General features: G+C 41.3%; 21 protein-coding genes. 9 read left to right on the top strand and 12 right to left on the bottom strand.

What is annotated here, in order from left to right; translation table 11 throughout:
- Positions 1–2 precede the first annotated feature (2 nt).
- Both PL9214_RS16430 and PL9214_RS16425 read right to left on the bottom strand, forming a co-directional pair.
- Positions 3–980, bottom strand: a complete 978-nt coding sequence (locus tag PL9214_RS16430; RefSeq protein ID WP_072720085.1) for an adenylate/guanylate cyclase domain-containing protein — start codon at positions 978–980, stop codon at positions 3–5.
- A gap of 117 nt (positions 981–1,097) precedes the next feature.
- On the bottom strand, positions 1,098–1,829 hold the full coding sequence (locus PL9214_RS16425; RefSeq protein ID WP_245824280.1) for a DUF3120 domain-containing protein: 732 nt from the start codon (positions 1,827–1,829) through the stop codon (positions 1,098–1,100).
- A 657-nt stretch (positions 1,830–2,486) separates the two neighbouring features.
- Here PL9214_RS16425 and PL9214_RS16420 point away from each other — a divergent pair.
- On the top strand, positions 2,487–3,245 hold the full coding sequence (locus tag PL9214_RS16420) for a phycobilisome rod-core linker polypeptide (RefSeq protein WP_072719831.1): 759 nt from the start codon (positions 2,487–2,489) through the stop codon (positions 3,243–3,245).
- 167 nt (positions 3,246–3,412) lie between these two features.
- On the opposite strand, the gene PL9214_RS16415 is transcribed toward PL9214_RS16420, so the two are convergent.
- The 5 genes from PL9214_RS16415 to PL9214_RS16395 all read right to left on the bottom strand — a co-directional run bounded on the left by PL9214_RS16415 (position 3,413) and on the right by PL9214_RS16395 (position 7,272).
- Positions 3,413–4,009, bottom strand: coding sequence for a TerD family protein (locus PL9214_RS16415; protein WP_072719830.1), 597 nt, complete (start codon positions 4,007–4,009; stop codon positions 3,413–3,415).
- Positions 4,010–4,027: 18 nt separating this feature from the next.
- Positions 4,028–4,597: a TerD family protein gene (locus PL9214_RS16410; RefSeq protein ID WP_072719829.1), complete on the bottom strand. Its 570-nt coding sequence runs from the start codon at positions 4,595–4,597 to the stop codon at positions 4,028–4,030.
- An 88-nt stretch (positions 4,598–4,685) separates the two neighbouring features.
- A complete protein-coding gene (locus tag PL9214_RS16405; RefSeq protein ID WP_072719828.1) occupies positions 4,686–5,255 on the bottom strand; it encodes a TerD family protein in 570 nt (189 codons plus the stop codon).
- Positions 5,256–5,313: 58 nt separating this feature from the next.
- Positions 5,314–5,850 (bottom strand): peptide deformylase, encoded by a 537-nt coding sequence (gene def / locus PL9214_RS16400; RefSeq protein WP_072719827.1) that lies wholly within the window; start codon positions 5,848–5,850, stop codon positions 5,314–5,316.
- A 132-nt stretch (positions 5,851–5,982) separates the two neighbouring features.
- Positions 5,983–7,272, bottom strand: coding sequence for an HhoA/HhoB/HtrA family serine endopeptidase (locus PL9214_RS16395; RefSeq protein WP_072719826.1), 1,290 nt, complete (start codon positions 7,270–7,272; stop codon positions 5,983–5,985).
- Positions 7,273–7,505: 233 nt separating this feature from the next.
- Here PL9214_RS16395 and dnaA point away from each other — a divergent pair, with 233 nt between their 5' ends.
- Together dnaA and dnaN are read left to right on the top strand one after the other, a co-directional pair.
- Positions 7,506–8,879, top strand: coding sequence for a chromosomal replication initiator protein DnaA (gene dnaA, locus PL9214_RS16390; RefSeq protein ID WP_072719825.1), 1,374 nt, complete (start codon positions 7,506–7,508; stop codon positions 8,877–8,879).
- A gap of 382 nt (positions 8,880–9,261) precedes the next feature.
- Entirely contained in the window at positions 9,262–10,440 is a 1,179-nt protein-coding gene (gene dnaN / locus PL9214_RS16385) for a DNA polymerase III subunit beta (protein ID WP_072720084.1), read from the top strand.
- 321 nt (positions 10,441–10,761) lie between these two features.
- Here dnaN and PL9214_RS16380 read toward each other — a convergent pair whose 3' ends face one another.
- Both PL9214_RS16380 and PL9214_RS16375 read right to left on the bottom strand, forming a co-directional pair.
- The gene (locus PL9214_RS16380) at positions 10,762–11,319 is read right to left on the bottom strand and encodes a BON domain-containing protein (RefSeq protein ID WP_072719824.1); all 558 of its coding nucleotides are present in this window, start codon (positions 11,317–11,319) and stop codon (positions 10,762–10,764) included.
- A gap of 119 nt (positions 11,320–11,438) precedes the next feature.
- Entirely contained in the window at positions 11,439–13,280 is a 1,842-nt protein-coding gene (locus PL9214_RS16375) for a hypothetical protein (RefSeq protein WP_072719823.1), read from the bottom strand.
- A 417-nt stretch (positions 13,281–13,697) separates the two neighbouring features.
- Between PL9214_RS16375 and PL9214_RS16370 the strand changes: the two genes are divergently transcribed.
- From PL9214_RS16370 to ppk2, 3 genes are all read left to right on the top strand, one after another.
- On the top strand, positions 13,698–14,159 hold the full coding sequence (locus tag PL9214_RS16370) for a DoxX family protein (protein WP_072719822.1): 462 nt from the start codon (positions 13,698–13,700) through the stop codon (positions 14,157–14,159).
- Between the two features lie 98 nt (positions 14,160–14,257).
- A complete protein-coding gene (gene uvsE, locus PL9214_RS16365) occupies positions 14,258–15,181 on the top strand; it encodes a UV DNA damage repair endonuclease UvsE (protein ID WP_072719821.1) in 924 nt (307 codons plus the stop codon).
- Between the two features lie 220 nt (positions 15,182–15,401).
- Complete coding sequence (ppk2, locus tag PL9214_RS16360; protein ID WP_072719820.1) at positions 15,402–16,247, top strand: polyphosphate kinase 2; 846 nt, start codon at positions 15,402–15,404, stop codon at positions 16,245–16,247.
- A 15-nt stretch (positions 16,248–16,262) separates the two neighbouring features.
- Here the strand turns inward: ppk2 and PL9214_RS16355 are convergent, their stop codons facing one another.
- From PL9214_RS16355 to PL9214_RS16350, 3 genes are read right to left on the bottom strand one after another with little or no spacing between them, the layout of a single operon-like run.
- Complete coding sequence (locus PL9214_RS16355) at positions 16,263–16,838, bottom strand: STAS domain-containing protein (RefSeq protein WP_072719819.1); 576 nt, start codon at positions 16,836–16,838, stop codon at positions 16,263–16,265.
- A complete protein-coding gene (locus tag PL9214_RS31320; RefSeq protein WP_186440377.1) occupies positions 16,817–16,969 on the bottom strand; it encodes a hypothetical protein in 153 nt (50 codons plus the stop codon). Before PL9214_RS31320 ends, PL9214_RS16355 begins: the two co-directional genes overlap by 22 nt.
- 45 nt (positions 16,970–17,014) lie before the next feature.
- On the bottom strand, positions 17,015–17,935 hold the full coding sequence (locus PL9214_RS16350; RefSeq protein WP_072717485.1) for an IS5/IS1182 family transposase: 921 nt from the start codon (positions 17,933–17,935) through the stop codon (positions 17,015–17,017).
- A gap of 63 nt (positions 17,936–17,998) precedes the next feature.
- On the opposite strand from PL9214_RS16350, the gene PL9214_RS31315 reads away from it, so the two are divergent.
- Genes PL9214_RS31315 through PL9214_RS16340 form a run of 3 tightly spaced genes read left to right on the top strand, consistent with a single transcriptional unit; the run spans position 17,999 to position 18,784 of the window.
- Complete coding sequence (locus PL9214_RS31315) at positions 17,999–18,160, top strand: hypothetical protein (protein WP_186440393.1); 162 nt, start codon at positions 17,999–18,001, stop codon at positions 18,158–18,160.
- A gap of 28 nt (positions 18,161–18,188) precedes the next feature.
- Entirely contained in the window at positions 18,189–18,395 is a 207-nt protein-coding gene (locus tag PL9214_RS16345; protein ID WP_072719818.1) for a hypothetical protein, read from the top strand.
- Positions 18,396–18,445: 50 nt separating this feature from the next.
- Positions 18,446–18,784, top strand: a complete 339-nt coding sequence (locus PL9214_RS16340; RefSeq protein WP_072719817.1) for a cupin domain-containing protein — start codon at positions 18,446–18,448, stop codon at positions 18,782–18,784.
- Positions 18,785–18,869: the final 85 nt, after the last annotated feature.

Below are 18,869 nucleotides of genomic sequence, written 5' to 3'. Positions count from 1 at the left end.
ATTTATCCTCCTGATTTGAGTTCTAAAACTTCATCTAAATTGGCAAATGTTCCCCCATAAGTAATAGTCGGGGTATCATAACCTTTAAGATGAACGGTATGTTGTTTAAAACCTTGTTGAGGACAAGCTTGGGCTAGATATTGATAAGTTGTTTCTCCTAAAGCAATATCACTGCCAATTTCTTTCGTGGCTGACTCCAAACGAAACGCCGCATTAACCGTATCTCCCAAGGCTGTATAGTCCGCACTTCCGCCACTTCCGGTATTTCCCACCATTGCATATCCGGTATTAATTCCAGCCCCCACTCGTAACGGAAAAGGCAGGGGATAAAGATGACTTAATTCCAGCGTAATTTTGTGTAACTCACTTAATGCTGTGACAATTTTTAGGATTTCTTGGGGCGTTACCCCTTGGGTTCCATGAAACCAAACCGCCATAATGGCATCCCCAATATATTTATCGACCCAACTGCCATTTTCTCGAAGAATTTGTCCGGCGTGACGAAACCAACGCCCAATCACTTCTGATAAAATCCGTTCATCTAATTGTCGAGTTAATACAGTAAAATCTCGAATATCCATCACCATCACCGATATCAAGCGACGCACGGTTAATGTAGCGGTAAAATCTTCAGATTCCGGTTCTGAAGGGTCAGTTTCCTGGGTAACATCAGGACAATAAAATTCTAACTCCGTTTGTCCAAAAACAATATGGTCACCATTATGAAGCGTGACGGGAATACTAACTCGACGACCATTGACAAAGGAACCATTTCGACTTCCTAAATCGATTAAAAAAAACTCACCATTTTCCATGCGTTGTAACATCGCATGATTCCGAGAAATCCATCGGTCTTTAATGACAAAGGTATTATCTTCACTGCGACCCAATGTCCAGTAATTTTTACCCATCAGTGGCAAATAGTGATTACCACCTTCGGTATGTAAGACTAAGTGGGGAGTGGGTTGTAAGGTCACAATCAATGGGTAGGGGACATTGGAAGATTAAAGTTATGACTTTTTAAACGCTAAAACGGTTAAAAAGCCACGCCTATGATCATAAACATTTTTTTCTCCGCACCCTCTTTTAAGTTCTGTTTAAGCTAGACAAGCTGCAATCAAAAATAAACTATCTACTAAAATTGTACTCAATACCGCTCCCCCAAATGCCCACCAATGCTGTTCTTTAGATTGTAATGGAAAAACCCCAACCCCAAATAAAAATAAAGCAAATCCGACGGCCCAACTAATTCCCCAAGGGGTACTGACAATTTGGAGGGCATTTTGAAAAATGGGTAACGCTAAGGCGGGTTCAACGTGCATCAGTTGCCGCCAACTTGGAATTAATCCCGTGATATAAAAATACCCATCGGTCACGGCTGTTCCAAATAAAGAACCTAGATAAAACCAGTTGCCAACTTTACCCCAACCTCGATATAAACACCAAACTGCAAAGGGAACCCCTAAAGCTTCTACCGGTAAATGTAACAAAGGTTCCCACCGTAACCATCCCCAATAGATAGCCCCGGTTAGCCAACTCCAACTAAATCCTAATAATAAGTCTCCCCAAACCCAAGTCGTCGGTTGCTTAAGTAATGTCCAACTGATTCCGAGCCATCCCAAGGTCAGAACTAAGGTGAGTTCTGGCCATTGTCGCACCAGGGGAGCTTGGAAAAAGACAGGAACACAGACGAGAAACACCGATGCTAAAAACACCAGCCAAATCTGAGATTCTTTAACTTTGGCCAGAACCGTTTGCATCAATCGAGAGGTGGACTGAATCGGTTGAGTGGTAGTCAAAATAAAACCTACTAGAATGTTGAACAAGATCTTTAAGATTTATGAAGTAAATTATCATAATTTAATATATCATATTTTTTATCCCCCCCTAGGGGATTTAATCTTGACTTTAGCATAGAAATCCAGGGTAGAGTGTGGGAGTTGGGAGGAAAAGTGGGAGATGCTGATCCTGTCCCCCTGTTTCCTTGTCAAAAAATGTTACATATTATTGCGTTGATTCCTGAAAGTTGAGATGGAGTTGCCTTAATCCCTTAATCTGTAGGATAGCCAACCATGTTGCTCTAAAGCTCTGAGCGATCCTGGTTAAAATAACCGAAAATTTGGGTTTAACACTCCGTCCTTCTAGGATGGCTTCGTATTAAGATTTAGATGGTCACAGACCCACCCGACTTTGAAAGCAGCATCGACTGTGGACTTAAGGAGTACGGGAAAGCCAAAAGTTAAGGGTCTAAAATCCCAACTTGAGGCAGAATTAAGAACCCAAGATTGTTTTAGGGGGTCGCCGGAGGGCATTCGGAGACTTAAAACGGACGTGGAGAGAGTGTAAGACCTATTTTTTAGGCAATTCTTGATACGTCAACCCACCGAAAGGCTTTGCCTGGTAGGAATCTACTTGCCGTTAGGCAGTGGAGGATGTCAACACAAGATAACAAACGACGTTGAGTTCGAGATTAAGGAGATATTAAGGTGGCGCTTCCTTTATTAAGCTATGGCCCGACCAGCCGCAATGTTCGCGTTGCTGGCTTTGAAGTAGCCGGTGATGAACAACCCAGAATTTTTACGGCTGAAAATATGCCCTCTGGTTCTGAGTGGGATAACATCATTTGGGCTGCTTATCGCCAAATTTACAGCGAACATCAAATCCTGAAAAGCAACCGTCAAACTAACTTAGAGTCTCAGCTTAAGTTTGGTCAAATTAATGTACGGGATTTCATTCGGGGTTTAGCAATTTCCGATCCCTTCCTGCGTCGCAACTACCAAACCAATAGCAACTACCGTTTTGTCGAGATGTGTGTTCAACGCATTTTAGGACGGGATGTTTATAGCGAACGTGAAAAGATCGCATGGTCTATTGTGGTTGCAAACAAAGGCCCCAAAGGCTTTATTGATGAGTTACTCGATAGCGATGAATACCTGGATAACTTCGGGTATGATACGGTTCCTTACCAACGCCGTCGGGTTCTGCTTCAGCGCAATACAGGGGAAGTTCCTTTTAATCTCAGAACACCTCGCTATAACGAGTACCACCGTAACCAGCTAGGTTTCCCTCAAATCGTTTGGCAAAACGAAGTTCGTCGCTTTATTCCTCAAGAAAAACAAGCCAAAGCTGGCGATCCCCGGAACTTCCTGGATGCAGCACGGGCTGTTACTCCGACCATCACTCCCGTGACTCGTGTTGCATTGGGCGATATCAATATTGAAACGATGGTTCCCCGCAAACGCTAATCTCGGCGAGGGCAAAGCCAGCTAATTTTCAACAGAAACGTTATTAAAATAGCGTTTAAAACCGATTTGCAGTTCTAGGGGTGGTGGATTCGGATAAAGATTGGTGAAAACACCCATCAATCAATAGCCGAATCATCCGCCCCTACCTGTTTAGGATCAAATTAACTCTACATAAACGAACGCACAACACCGTTTAACGTTAAGTTTAAAGGTGTTCCTAACGCTTGGAATTTCCACTGTCCGTTTTGTTGCGATAGTTCTCCGAGTAACATAGAAATTTGCCCGGAGTAAGTCGTTTCACCAGAAAGACTATAACGCGCAATTTCTTTCCCGGTGGCATCTATTGACCGAACAAAAGCATTATTAACCATTCCAAAGTGCTGTTTACGGTCTTCTGCATGGTAAATATTCACCCCTAAAATAATCCGTTGATAAGCTGCTGGAAGGGTTTTAAGTTCAATAATAATTCGTTCATCATCTCCTGAACCTTTTCCAGTGAGGTTATCTCCTGAATGAATCACGGTATTATTTTTTGTGGCTAAATGCCCAAAATAAATCACATCTTCTTGTTGATTTTTTAGTTTTCCTTGAGCATTTAATAACAAGGCAAATCCATCTAAATCAAAGTCTGCATTTCCCCCTAATAATCCTGCAAATAACCCTTTTTTTGCCACATCCCATCCTAATCCCATCACGACCCTTGATAAATCATATTCGTTTTTATCAAGAATGATGCTTTGACCTTTTTTTAAATTAATAGCCATAATTAAAGTCCTAATAAATTAAACGTATTTATCTACAAAACTTTGTAAACCAGAATTATAACCTTGTCCAACGGCTTGAAATCGCCATTCACCATTTTTGAGATATAATCTCCCAAATTCAACAGCAGTTTCCCGTGAGAAATCTTCTTCTAAATCATATTTTGTGACTTCGGTTTGAGTGTCATCATCGTAAATTCTAATATAAGAATTTCTCACCTGTCCGAAGTTTTGTCGCCGTTTATCTGCATCGTGGATAGTAACAACAAAAATTAATTCTTGAATAGAAGAATTGATTTTAGTTAAATCTACAACGATGGTTTCATCATCCCCGCTTCCTTCTCCCGTGCGACTATCTCCTAAATGTTTCACAGATTGATCAGGAGAAATTAAGTTATTATAAAATACGAAATATTCATCGATTGGAATTTTACCATCTTCTGCTAACATAAAAACAGAAGCATCTAAATCAAAAGCTGTTCCTGTATCACTAGCATTCACATCCCATCCTAAACCAATGGATGCTCGTTTTAAGCCAGGGGCTTCTTTTGATAAACTAATTCTTTCCCCTTTTCTAATATTAATCGACATGATTAATCAACTCCTAAAATTGTAAATTCTATTAGTATTATCGGCTGACGGTTAACCCTTAATCATCAACCGTCAACAGCCAAACATCTTAGGTATATTGTTGAACAAAACCTTCTAAACCGGAATTATAACCTTGTCCAACAGCTTGAAATCGCCATTCACCGTCTTTTCGATAGAGGCGACCCATTTCAATGGAGGTTTCTCTGGAAAAATCCTCTTCTAAGTCATAGCGAGTGATTTCTGAGTCGGTTTCATTGTTATAAATTCGGATATAAGAATTACGGACTTGTCCAAAATTTTGCCGTCTTGCTTCTGCTTCATAAATGGTGGCGACAAAGACAATTTCTTGTATATTCGGATCAACCGTATTTAACTCAACCAGAATGGTTTCATCATCCCCGCCACCTTCTCCAGTGCGGTCATCTCCCAGGGATTCTACAGAACCATCAGGGGATTTTAAGTTATTGTAAAATACGAAATATTGTTCATTCGGAATTTTGCCATTACTTCCGAGCATAAAGACCGACACATCCAAATCAAAAGCGGCTCCCGTATCAGAAGCATTAATATCCCATCCTAATCCAAGTCCTGCTTTTTTTAAACCGGGTGCTTCTTTAGAAAGACTAATGCGTTCCCCTTTAGTTAAATTAATCGTCATGGCTTTAAATCCATTTTCCTCAAATAAAATTACTAATACTCTACACTTAATTAGGGAGCTATTCCGCCGAATTAACAAGACGTTTTTGATACTCAGCTTCTGTAACTAGATCCTGGGTACTTTCCACCCGATCTAAAAATACAATTCCATCGAGATGATCGAGTTCATGCTGAAAAATTCGAGCTACAAAATCCGTTAATTCCTGATGACAGAGTTTCCCCTCACGGCTGGTATATTCAACTTCAATCCTTTGATAACGGGGAACTAACCCTCGAATTCCCGGAACACTTAAACAGCCTTCCCAACCTTTAATGGTTTCGTTAGAATGGTTAAGAATTTTAGGATTAATAATCGCAGTGGGTTCCATTACGGGTGCGTTAGGATAACGCAATGTAGGGCGAGAAGCCATAATAAATAAGCGATCGCTCATTCCCACTTGAGGCGCGGCAATTCCCACCCCATTGGCTTGAGACGCCGTTGCAATTAAATTATCAATTAAAGTTTGAATTTTCTCCTCCCCAATATTTTCAATAGGATGAGTATAACCTCGCAAAACAGTGTTCCCTAATTCAGAAATCGCTAAAATTTCACTCATTTGATTAAAAGTTAACTGTTACCAACTATTAACTAATTTATGAACCGATAACTGATAAATGATAACTGATAACCGATAACCGATAACTGATAACTGATAACTGATAACTGATAACTGATAACTGACAACTAATTACCCTTGAATTTGCTCAGGCATATTCCCCGTTTTGACTTCTAAAGTTAAGGGTTGTCCTTTACGGTTTAACTCTACTTTCATCGGAGTTCCTACATTTTGATTTTGGACTAATTCTTGAACGGCATCCGATTTTGTAATGGGTTTATCATCAATTTTTACAATAATATCCCCCGGTTTTAATCCAGCTTTCATTGCAGGGGAACCCGGAATAACATTAACAATTAAAACGCCATTGTCTTGAGCAATTTGAAACTCTAAATCAGGAGTTTCTCTTAATTCTTGACGCAATTCGGGGCTGAGTGTTACCATTTCAATGCCTAAATAGGCGTGTTCAGCAGTTCCCGTTGTTGCTAATTGTTGGGCAATTTGTTGAGCTTTATTAATCGGAATGGCAAATCCTAACCCTTGAGCGCCACTAATAATAGCGGTATTCATTCCAATGACTTCTCCTCTAGCATTCAGAAGAGGCCCCCCAGAATTGCCAGGGTTAATGGCCGCATCGGTTTGAATAAAGCCAATGCGTTTATCAGGAACCCCGACATCACTACTAGAGCGTCCTGTGGCACTAATAATTCCCACCGTAACGGAGTTATCTAATCCTAAAGGATTGCCAATGGCGATCGCCCATTCTCCCGGAGATAAAGTCTCAGAATTGCCAATTTTCACACTTGGCAGATTATCCGCATTAATTTTAATTACAGCAACATCAGTGACTGAATCTGATCCTAAAACTTTTCCATCAAACCGACGACCATCTTTTAAAACAACTTGTACCCGCTCAGTTCCCTCAACAACGTGAGAGTTGGTCATAATGATGCCATTAGAGGAGAGAATAAACCCTGAACCCGTCCCTTGTTCAACAGGGCCATTAGAACGGCGTTTAGGAGATTCAGCCCCAAAAAATTCCTCTGGAAAGCCGTCCCCAAACTGGTCAAATCCTCGACGAGCCACTTGACGAGAGGCATTGATCCGAACCACAGCCGGCCCAACTTCGTTAACAGCATTAACAATAAAGTTAGACTCTACAGGCTTTAACGTGGCTGCTAAATTCGCTTTTTGACCTAACCAAGCCGTCGGGTTGGGGGGAGAGCTTCCATTATTATTGGCATTAGCAGAAGCAGAAGGGGAAACTTGAGCCAGGGGTTGAGGGGTTGACGATGGAACCATTGAAGCGTTGCGGGTGGCTAACCAGCGATCACCGAGTAAAGCAACCCCGCCTCCGATCAGTAATAAGAAAACAGTACGGAGGGGGTTTTGGCGATTTTGTTTGTCAGATGTACTCTTCATCAACGGATTTTAAGATGTTTATAATATCAGTAGTTTTGAACTATTTCCTAGAGTTCAGGGTTTTTCTGAGCCTCCCATTGATTAATGTTGACTTTAATTGGATCATTCCTTTATTATTATCGCTTTTATTTTCCAGGGTTTGCAGAAGTTGAAAAATTTTAAATTTCCGTTGCTCCTGTCTCAGGGATCTGATAGAAACTGTTATCCTGTAATGTGAACTCGTGGGTCTAGCTATGGAACTCCCCATCGATCATCTCTGGAATCAAGTTCTTGAACGTCTCCAGGTACAATTGGGACGTCCAACCTTTGATACCTGGATTAAAACCGCTTGGGCACAACAACTAGACAACAATTGTTTAATCATTCGCACGCCAAACCCGTTTTCTTGTAATTGGCTCCAGAAGTATTACCGAGAGTTGATCGCTGATACAGTCCAGGAAATTTTGGGTTATCCGGTAGAAATTTATATTACAACCCAGATTAACGAATCTGCCTCGGATTCTAGCTTATCTCATTTTATTTGGCCGTCTCCCGTCGCTCCCTTGGGAACGGAAAACCCTCACGATTTACCCCCCAAACCGATTAATTTAAACCCCAAATATGTGTTTTCTCGATTTGTGGTCGGGGGGAATAGTCGTTTGGCTCATGCGGCTTCTTTAGCGGTAGCGGAGTCTCCAGGTCGGGAGTTTAACCCATTGTTTTTGTGTGGGGGTGTAGGCTTGGGAAAAACCCACTTAATGCAAGCCATTGGTCATTATCGTTTAGAAATTGCACCTTATTCTAAAGTGTTTTATGTTTCAACGGAAAAGTTTACCAATGATTTAATTACGGCGATTCGTCGAGATAGTATGCAGAGTTTTCGAGAACATTATCGAGAAGCCGATGTTTTATTAGTGGATGATATTCAATTTATTGAAGGGAAAGAATATACACAAGAGGAATTTTTTCATACCTTTAATACGTTGCATGAAGCGGGAAAACAAGTGGTATTAGCTTCTGATCGTCCTCCCCATCAAATTCCCCGATTACAGGAACGTTTATGTTCTCGATTTTCGATGGGATTAGTAGCGGATATTCAACTGCCTGATTTGGAAACGCGGATGGCAATTTTACAGAAAAAAGCGGAATATGAAAATGTGCAGTTACCGCGTGAAGTGATTGAATATATCGCGTCTAATTATCGGTCTAATATTCGGGAATTAGAAGGAGCTTTAATTCGTGCGATCGCCTATTTATCAATTTCGGGTTTAGCCATGACCGTAGATAATATTGCCCCGGTTTTAACCGCAACGGAAAAATTAGAGGAATCTTCCCCCGAAGCAGTGATGCAAATTGTCGCAGAAATTTATAAGGTTTCTATTGAAGATTTAAAAGGCAATTCTCGACGACGAGAAATTAGTTTAGCGCGTCAAGTGGCGATGTATTTGATGCGACAACATACGGGTTTAAGCTTACCCAAAATTGGAGAATTATTTGGGGGAAAAGATCACACCACCGTCATGTATAGTTGTGAAAAAATTTCCCAGTTACGCCACCAAAATTCTGATTTAGCCCAAACCTTAAGACAACTCAGCGATCAAATTAACTTTACCAGTCGTTCTCATTAGAATCAGAGGGAACAGGGAACAGGGAACAGGGAACAGGAGAAGAAAGAATAGAAACTCGACACCTTTATTGGGGTTTGTGGAAAACGTTGTGGATAACGCCGAAAACAGATAAGATCCTTATGATATCAGGGAATTACCCGGTTGAAGTGTTGCTGTTTTTCACAAGTTTTCCACAGGTTTTCCACAGGTCATCCCCTGAAAACCCTTGCATATCCCATCCAATTTTCGACTCTCCAGGGGGATGAGCTAGGAAAATTATGCTTATTTTATTGGGCTCAAATCGAAGTTGGGTAAGGTATAATCAAAGGTTTGGTTCTCTCGTCAACATCAGAAACCGTTGGAGAGAGTTCCTATGGGAACACTGATGAGTCTTAAGGTCATTATGAAATTTATTGTTGAGCAGGACAAATTAAGTTCTAATTTATCTTGGGTTTCTAGGGCAATTCCTTCTCGTCCCAATCATCCCATTTTATCTAATATTTTAATTGATGTAGATGAAGAAAATCAACGAGTCAATTTAACAGCCTTTGATTTAAGTTTAGGGATTCGCGCCAGTATGCAGGCGACCGTTGAGGAGGGAGGAACTTTAACTGTCCCGGCTAAATTATTTAATGATATTGTTTCCCGTTTACCAGGGGGAGAAATTACCCTAGATGATGAAATGGGAGATGCAATTGTAACTTTAACTTCAAGTTCAGGAAGGTATCAAGTTCGAGGAATGGCGGCGGAAGAATATCCAGAATTACCGTCTATTAAGGCCGGAGATTCGATTCATTTAGCAGCAGAATCTTTAATTTCTGGATTAAAAGGAACGTTATTTGCCACCAGTCCTGATGAAACGAAACAAGTTTTAACGGGGGTACATTTAAAGGTTGAAAATAATACGATAGAATTTGCTTCAACGGATGGTCATCGGTTAGCTGTTGTGCAAACAGAAAATTTAAGTGAAACCGATCCCGATGAAGAGTTAGAAGAATTTGAAGTGACTGTTCCTGCACGGGCTTTAAGGGAAGTGGAACGGATGGTGGCAATGCGAAGTGTAGAGACGAGCCATGGCGCGTCTAAAAACGATTCTCCAGTGGTAATTACCTTGCGTTTTGATGAAAGTCAAGTTATTTTTGAACTGGGAGAACAACGATTAAATACTCGCAAATTAGAAGGAGCCTATCCAGCTTATCAAACTTTAATTCCCAAGCAATTTTTAAATCAAATTAATTTGGATCGACGGGGTTTTGTGGGAGCTTTAGAACGAATTGCAGTTTTAGCTTCCCAAAAAAATGATATTGTTAAATGTACTGTTGATCATGTTAATCAACAAATTGCTTTATCTGTAGAAGCCGCCGATGTGGGGAATGCGTTAGAATCTCTTCCGGCTCAAATTTCTGGGGATGAACCGAAGGAGTTAGCCTTTAATGTTAAATACTTATTAGAGGGTTTAAAAGTATTTAATGCTTCGGAAGTTTCTCTCCAGTTAAATGCGGCAACTAGCCCTGTTATTGTTAATCCTTTGGGTGGGATTAAAATGACGTATTTAGTCATGCCTGTACAATTAAGGAATTAATCTCAAGAAATCGGTTTCTGTATCTTGCGGAAACAAGAATTAAGCCGTTAAAAGGTAACTTCCCATAGGAGCGAGGCGCGCCCAAAATCCGTCAACTGACGGGGTGACAACCCCGTCAAAAACCTTCGTTTAGCTAGAGGGAATAGAGCCAAATTACGGTAAAATAAAGATGGGGTAGTATGCGTGAAAAGCCCCATCAAGTCAAAATGATTCCTCAATTTTACCAAGTTTCTATAGCGAGTCAGGGGGGTGAGTAGAGGAGGATGGTTCCAGCTTTTCTTTCCCTTTCCCCTACACCCCCCACCTTTGTCCTCGTAGTTATTACTGTTGAGTGTTAGGCTCCGTTTCAGGTTGTTCCGAATTGTTATTATTGATCACAGGTTGAGCATTGTTATCTTCGGTTTGAGATTGAGCTTCTTGTCCCTCTTTAGCCGGGACAACCGCAACATTAACGACCACTTGTCGCACCCCTTTAATTTCCTTGGCTAAGGGATCAATACGTTCATATTGGGGTTGAGTTGGGACTGTTCCAGCCACTGTTACCACTCCATCTTTAGCGGCAACCGTGAGTTGACTGGCGGGTAAATTCGCTTCTAATTTCGAGCGAACTTCACTTTCTAAATCACCATCGGCTCGAATTGCATCACCCCCGGTGATATTATTGCGTTGTTCACGAGCGCGAATATCTTCATTAAGCTGACGTCTTCGCAGTTCACTTTGGGCATCTTTCTGAATTTCTTTGGCTTGTTCAGGTTTGGGAGCTTCTGCCGTTTGGTTCGGCGCATCGGGGGCACCTGTGCTGGTTTTGGCAACATCATTACAGGCGACAGCACCGAGTAATAAGAAACTACCCATGAGTAAAGAGGTTAATTTTTTCATGATTGAAACTCCGAAGTAAATATATAAAAATTGTGTTGAACTGAAAAACAAATGAGAGTTGAGGAATTAGGAACGAAGCCTTAAATTTTTGTCGTTCCTAATTCTTGAATTAAAGAGTGTTACCAGGTAGAATTCGTGCGATCGCGTTCAACGGATTTAGAAGTCGGACGAGGAGTATACGGATTAGGGTTGGTATAAGCACTAACATCGACATCAGCAGCATTATAAATTTCCCATTCATGAATACTATGACGTTTGAAAATGGGTTCGGCTCGTCGCAGTTCTTCTTCAAAGCCATCGACCATAATCACATAATCTCCTCGGTTGAGGTGATCGTTATAAACGTGAGCGCGATTTTCAGGGATACCCAAACCGACTAATCCCCCCGTTGCCCCTCCCGCAACTGCACCGATGGCTCCACCGGATAAGGCGGTTGCAAGGGCTGTGGCTGCGGCTCCACCAGCAATCACAGGGCCAACACCAGGGATGGCTAAGGTTCCCAGTCCCACCAATAAACCCCCTAAACCGCCGAGGGCGGCTCCCGTTGCTGCTCCGGCTTTTGCTCCTTCGTCGGCTTTATTCCCGTGAGTTCGAGGATTGAGATCAACGCCCAAATTTTGTTGACCTGCACTGGTGGGGGGATGATGACCGTCGATATCCTTAGCAATGACGGAAACACGTCCCATGGGGAAACCTGAATCTCTTAAATCGGTAAGTGCCATTTCAGCATCATGACGATGATGGAACACGCCAATTGCTCGTTTATAGGGATGGTGGCGGCTCTCGGTGATGGGTGTTGTTGTAGATGTTGTTACAGGTGTCACCGGATAAGCGGCTGGGCCAGAAACAGGTGCAACTTTAGCAATATCAGGGTGAGTGTGTTCTAACGGTCTTGAGCTTTCCAAGGGTGCGGACATTTCCACTGGACGGCTGTGTTCTACGGTCGTTGTTGAGGAAATCACTGTTGGATCATAAATCTGCCACTGTTCAATTTTGTGACGGCGTAAAATAGCTTCAGCCTGGCGCACTTCCTCTTCTGTGCCACTGACAATCACAATATACTCACCGCGATCCAAGCGATCATTATAGACTCTGGCCCGTTCAACGGGGATACCATATCTCACCGCGTCAAAGCGATCGCGAATGTCAACATCTGTGAAGGAATTCCGTCTTGGCTGATTCGAGACGATACTAATTCGGCTTAAGGGAAAACCAGCAGTTCTTAAGTCCGTAATGGCGTGTTCAGCATCACGAGGGTTGGAGAAAACACCGACGGCGTGTTTATTCCGGCTTACAGCAACGGAATGCTCATGATGATGATGGGGAGTAATATCTTGGTTGAGGTGAGCCGGGGTAGCGGAAGCAACACCGGGAGCATCATAAACCTTATATTCTTCAATGTGATGGCGATTTAAGATTTGATGAGCGTGAGCAATATCGGCTTCATTGCCATCGATAATAATCAGATATTCACCGCGACCGATGCGATCGTTATAGATTTTGGCATCTTCTTCGGGAATTCCTAAGCCAATCAGTGCTCCCAATAAACCTCCAGTCGCCGCGCCAATCGCTGTTCCTGCTAAGGTTGTGGCGAGTGCTGTTGCAGCGGCTCCCGCTAACATAACGGGGCCAATTCCAGGGATGGCGAGAGTGCCTAAACCCACTAATAACCCGGTTAGTCCACCTAAAACTCCCCCGGTGGTGATTCCAACCGCCGCGCCTTCTTCGGCTTTATTATCAACGTGTTGGGCTGCACGACTTTCAGAAACCGAATCCTGGACATCGGCCCCTGCAATTTCCGACTCTCGAATGTTATCTCTGGTAATCACAGAAACCCGATCCATTGGAAAACCGGAATCTCTGAGGGCATAAAGGGCTTGTTCGGCGGAGTGACGGTTAGGAAACACACCAACAGCACGTCGGTTATGACCCGTAGCAGGATTAGAATGACTAATTGCCATAATGTTCTTCCTTGAAAATATTTTAATTATTTATGTTGGTTTGTTTTCCCAGATCGGTTTAAGTTTTTGAGTTTTATTGCTAAAATCAAACGACAAATTCTGTCGCACCGCTCCAGACTACCAACTTGCTTTTAAGTGTTCTCATCTCCTCATAAAAGGATCTGAGTTTTACAGGTTTTCACTCATGAGTTTTTAACTCCAATACCTTTTAGCTTAACGACATTAGGAATCTTCGTCCTCTGCCTTTTGAAGCAACTTTTGAGCGAGTCGGGAATGGGATTTTACACTTAGGGGGATTCCGGCATGAGTATAGGGAATGCAATTTTATCTCTCTCATCAATCTAATCTTTAGACTCTGGATAGAAGTCGATTCGGAGAAAGGGTTATAAACTAAGCTGAAGTTTAATCTTGTGGATTATGGCTGCTAAAACCGATTCGTTTTCTTCATCCCATCGACGCAAGGAAATTCTTCGTGTTGTTCTAGCAATTTCGCTGATTATTGTTGGGATCACTCATTTTATTCGTCCTGAACAATATGCTCGAATTGTTCCCCCTGAATTACCCTATCCGGTCGGGTTAGTTTATATCAGTGGTTTCTTTGAAATTCTCGGAGGAATTGGATTATTAATTCCGGTCATTAGTGTAGCTGCGGCTTGGGGAATCATTGCCTTATTTATTGCCGTTTTTCCCGCTAATATTAATCAAGCCCTTCATAGTATTCCCATAGACGGAATCCCCCATCATCCTCTATTATATTGGGTGAGATTGCCGTTCCAAGCGGTTTTGATAGCTTGGGCTTGGTGGTATACCCGCCATCCCGAAGAACAACCCGGAACCCCCGATGTTATGGCTACCATTGAATCTCAACTCAATCATTAGAGGGAACAGGGAACAGGGAACAGGGAACAGTAAGCATTGAAAGGGTTTTAGATTTAGAATTGTCAAACACCTTTAATGCGTAGTGCTATAACTGCTGAATGAATACTCAAAACTCAACCCAAGTTCCTGAATTAGGATTAGTTTGTATTACGGCTTCTCAAGAAGTAAGATTTCGAGCATTAACCCGAAAACGATTATTACAATTAACGATTCCAGAACAAGAGCAAACGTTGAGAACGCTTTATACCGAAAATCTGAAGCGTTTAAATAAAGCTGTTGAGTTTTGTACCCGTGAAAATATCCATTTATATCGATTAAGTTCCGCTTTATTTCCCTTTGCGGATGAACCCATTGGAATGGCTATTTTAATGGAATTAGCCGAGGAAATGGAGTTAATTGGAAAACAAGCACACTTGTTAGGACTGCGTTTGGTTTTACATCCCGATCAGTTTGTCGTTTTAAGTTCAGACCGTCCAGAAGTGATTGAAAATAGTATTAAAATTCTAAAAACCCATGCTCTGATTTTGGATTTATTAGGGTTGCCGAGATCGCCTTGGTCACTGATGAATATTCATGGAGGAAAAGGCGATCGCGCTCAACGATTAATTCAAGTCATTCAAAATTTACCCGATGAAATTCGACTGCGTTTAACCTTAGAAAATGATGAATATGCCTATAGTTCTGAAGAGATTTTAGAAGTGTGCCACGCTGCTCAAATTCCAATGGTTTTTGATGCTCATCATCATGTGATTCATGAACAGTTAGAGAGTTATGATCATCCCAGTGTTGCCTTAATGTTAGCAGAAGCTCAAAAAACGTGGACAATTCCTGAATGGCAACTGGTTCATATTTCTAATGGAGATCAATCTTTTGCTGATCCCAAACATAGCGATTATATTAGTTTAATGCCGGATTGTTATAAAACCGTTCCTTGGATTGAAGTAGAAGCCAAACAAAAAGAATTAGCGATCGCGCAACTCCGCACAAATTGGCTGGATTCCAGAAGTATTGTGAGATGTTAAAATAGGTAACGGTCAGAGAGTTACTACTACCGCATATAAAAGGGCTGTATTGCCCTTTAAACTTGACATGGGCTAATGTCGTGGGGTAAAAAATAATAGGAAAGAAATTAATATCTTTAGTAAAATTAGAATTAATTAATCGTGGAAATTAAACAAAAATAACTTTAAACCCTTACAGGAAGAATATTTCAGCTAAATTAACAAAAACCAGGAGAATCTAATGGGCAAGCACAAAGAGAAAAAACAGACCGAAATTCATCCAATTGAACCAGTCAATAGCAATAAACCCAAGCTATCGGGAAAAGAATACACGCATGAATTACGCAAACTCCAAACCGAGCTTTGTTTGCTTCAGAATTGGATCAAATATACAGGGGAAAGAGTTATTGTCGTTTTTGAAGGTCGCGATGCGGCGGGTAAAGGTGGAACAATTCGCGCCCTGACTGAACGGGTGAGTCCACGAGTCTTCCGTACTGTAGCTTTACCTGCTCCCACTGAACGAGAAAAAACTCAGATGTATATTCAACGCTACCTCACCCATTTTCCGGCTGCGGGGGAAGTCATTATTTTTGACCGGAGTTGGTATAACCGAATGGGTGTGGAATATGTCATGGGTTTTTGTACCAAAGAACAACATCGGGATTTTCTCAAAGTTTGTCCAACATTTGAGCAATACATTGTCGATAGTGGGATTAAGCTGGTTAAATATTGGCTGGAAGTCAGCAACGAAGAACAAAAACGGCGATTTGAAGCTCGGATTAATGACCCCCTGCGTCAATGGAAGTTATCCGCTATGGATTTACCCTCCCGTGAACGCTGGTATGAATATTCCAAAGCCAGGGACATGATGCTAGATGCCACCGATACCCCTTGGGCTCCCTGGTATATTATTCATTCTGATGATAAAAAACGAGCCCGTCTTAACTGTCTGTCTCATTTTCTAAACTTGTTTCCCTACGAACCCGTTCCCCATGAAAAGGTTAAGCTTCCTGAGCGCTCAATGAAACACAGCTACGATGATGAGGCTTCGATGAGCAATCGACGCTGGATTACGGAGCAATATTAAATTTGCTGCCATTTTTTAGTTAATCTCAGGATTAGTATCAATACTATCCGTTGTTGGATGATTGGGTAAGGTTGATGAAGATTGGCGTGTAAATTCCGAGACTCCATCGGTAATCCGTTCATAAAAATTGTGCTCGCCGATTTCCTCTATTAATCCTGCCCGATACATCCTCTGATACAGGGGATCACGCAACCGAGCCCAAGCTAAAACAATATTATCCTTCATAAGTTCTACCCGTAATTTACGCAACATTTCCAAGGCTGTGCTATCAATTAAATTAATGGTTTCCGCATCAATTAGTACCATTTGAGTGGGTGTTGAAGTTTCCAGAATCTTCTGCTTGAGTTCCGTGCGAAAATAGTTAGCGTTGGCAAAAATTAAGTTGTTACTAAAGCGGAAAATTAATAACCCAGGAATTATAATCGCTTCGGGGTGAAGGTTGATATCGCGATACATCTGAGTTTCGGGGATGCGCCCTAGAACGTCGGTGTGGGGATGGCTGGCTCGATAGATCAGAAAAACAATTGATGTAATCACCCCTAAACTAATGCCTTGAAGTACCCCGAAGATTAAGACTCCCGTAAAAGCCAATAGAGCGATCGCAAATTCATATTAGACATCTCCGAAAATCTCCAAATGCCCTCTATCGCTACTTTTGGAATCTCTAGCACTCCTGTGCCGGCTTCTCCAAAAGTAACGGATTCATAGGCTTTTTCAGTCACATTAATAATAACTAATGAATTTTATCTCTGATATACAATTATTTCTCAAAAGAATTCTGGGCAATTCTTAGATGGTAATACAATCGCTCCTATTCGCCATCTTATTAATCCACATACTGTCAAGATTACTGCTTCATAATTTTGCCTCTTTAACCGAAATCTTTCTGAAGCAACTCGATAAATTTTTATCAGTCTTATTAAATGTTCAACTACAATCCTTTGTTGGGCTTTTAACCGATTTTCTTCTCGCTTTTCCGCCGACATCTCTTGATTCCTCGGTTTCTTATACGGTGTATTAATTGCTGTTTCTCCTACATAAGCTTTATCCCCTCTGTATTTTTGATTATTCCCCAATTCCTGGCTTCTTTCTCTCCACAATTTCAGATCACTTGTTGCTCCGGTATAACCCACAGCTACATCCACTATTTCTTTTCCATTTGGCATGACAATGACTTGATTTTTAAAGGTATGTGTCTTTTTCTTTCCTGAGTAATATTTTTTCTGCTCTTCATTGTCTGTTGGTCTTTCCCTGGGCTGTTCATAGCTATCTACTACTAACTCAAATTCCACCAGAATTTTTTCTACCCACTCCCAATCACTCTCGTTTTTTTTTACTTGCTCTAGCAAACTCGCTGGTAGTAATTCTCTCAAGATTTTTATCCAGTTATGGAAAATATCATTCGCTGTTGATTCACTGACTTCAAACTGTAACCCTAACATTTGAAATGTCGGCATTTGATGCAGATAAATTAGAGTCAGTAAGATTTGTTCCTCCACAGATAATTTCTGCCGACGACCCCCACCTGCTTTAATCAACCTGATTTTAGTTTTTTCTTTTTCCTGTCGTTTTTCTTCTTCTAATAACTCCGCAGCTTGAATGAGTTCTATCATCTGTTCATATTCCATCCCTAATAGCCTTTTTGCTTGCTGGGGATTCTTGTCCAGATAGTCTCTTAATTTACTCATCTCTAATCCGGGGTAAAATTTAATTTTATCATCTTTTTACCCCTCCTTTTTTCTATTTTGGAGATGTCTAATGAGTTAAACGTTCATCCCGAAGCTGAACCAGGGGATGATGATTTGTTAAATTTAGCGGCTGTTCAAACCTTATTAAATGGTGGCATTGTTTATGCAGTTCCTCCAGATTCTGTTCCTGATGAAGCAAGATTAGCCGCAGTATTTCGCTATTAATTTTAAATTAATTTAGGAGATTTTAATCATGACGAATCAAAATCCTGATCTCAGTTCAACTGTTGATTCTGAATTAAGACATACTAAACATGAATCAGATCAATCTGTTCAACCCGAATCAGGTTCCAGTTTTCCTGAAGATCAAGACCGTATTCTTCAACGCAGTGAAGAGGGAAATCGACGGATAGAAGAAAATATGGGAAATTCAGTCGGACAAGCGTTAGAAGAAGCTTAGAAAATCGATGATCACTTGTACCATTTTGAACATTTCTGATAGGAAAAATCATGACAGATACAACTGTAGTTAAAGTCAATTCTCAATCTTCACCCACCGGAAAGATAGGACAAAAATATTTAGCATCGGGGGTAAAACTCTCAATGCGACTGTGGGAGGAAGAGCAACCTGGAGAACTTAAACCCGAAACCAAACGGAATTATGAAACCGTTGGTTATGTGATTCAAGGACGTGCTGAACTGCATTTAGAAGGACAAATCATTTTGTTAGAAACGGGTAGTTCTTGGGTGGTTCCCCAAGGGTCGAATCACGCTTATAAAATTCTCGAACCTTTTACCGCAGTTGAAGCTACATCTCCTCTGGCTGAAGTACATGGAAGAGATGAATAAAACAGGCTAAATCGTAACCGAAGCTAACGTTCTATTCCCTTCTCTTTTCAGAGGAGGGGATAAATTTAAGCTGTGTAAATTTTGA

Origin of the sequence: Planktothrix tepida PCC 9214 (assembly GCF_900009145.1) — a bacterium.
Taxonomy (GTDB): domain Bacteria; phylum Cyanobacteriota; class Cyanobacteriia; order Cyanobacteriales; family Microcoleaceae; genus Planktothrix; species Planktothrix tepida.
Note: the sequence above shows the minus strand (reverse complement) of the source record. Positions and strands in the feature narration are given on the sequence as shown.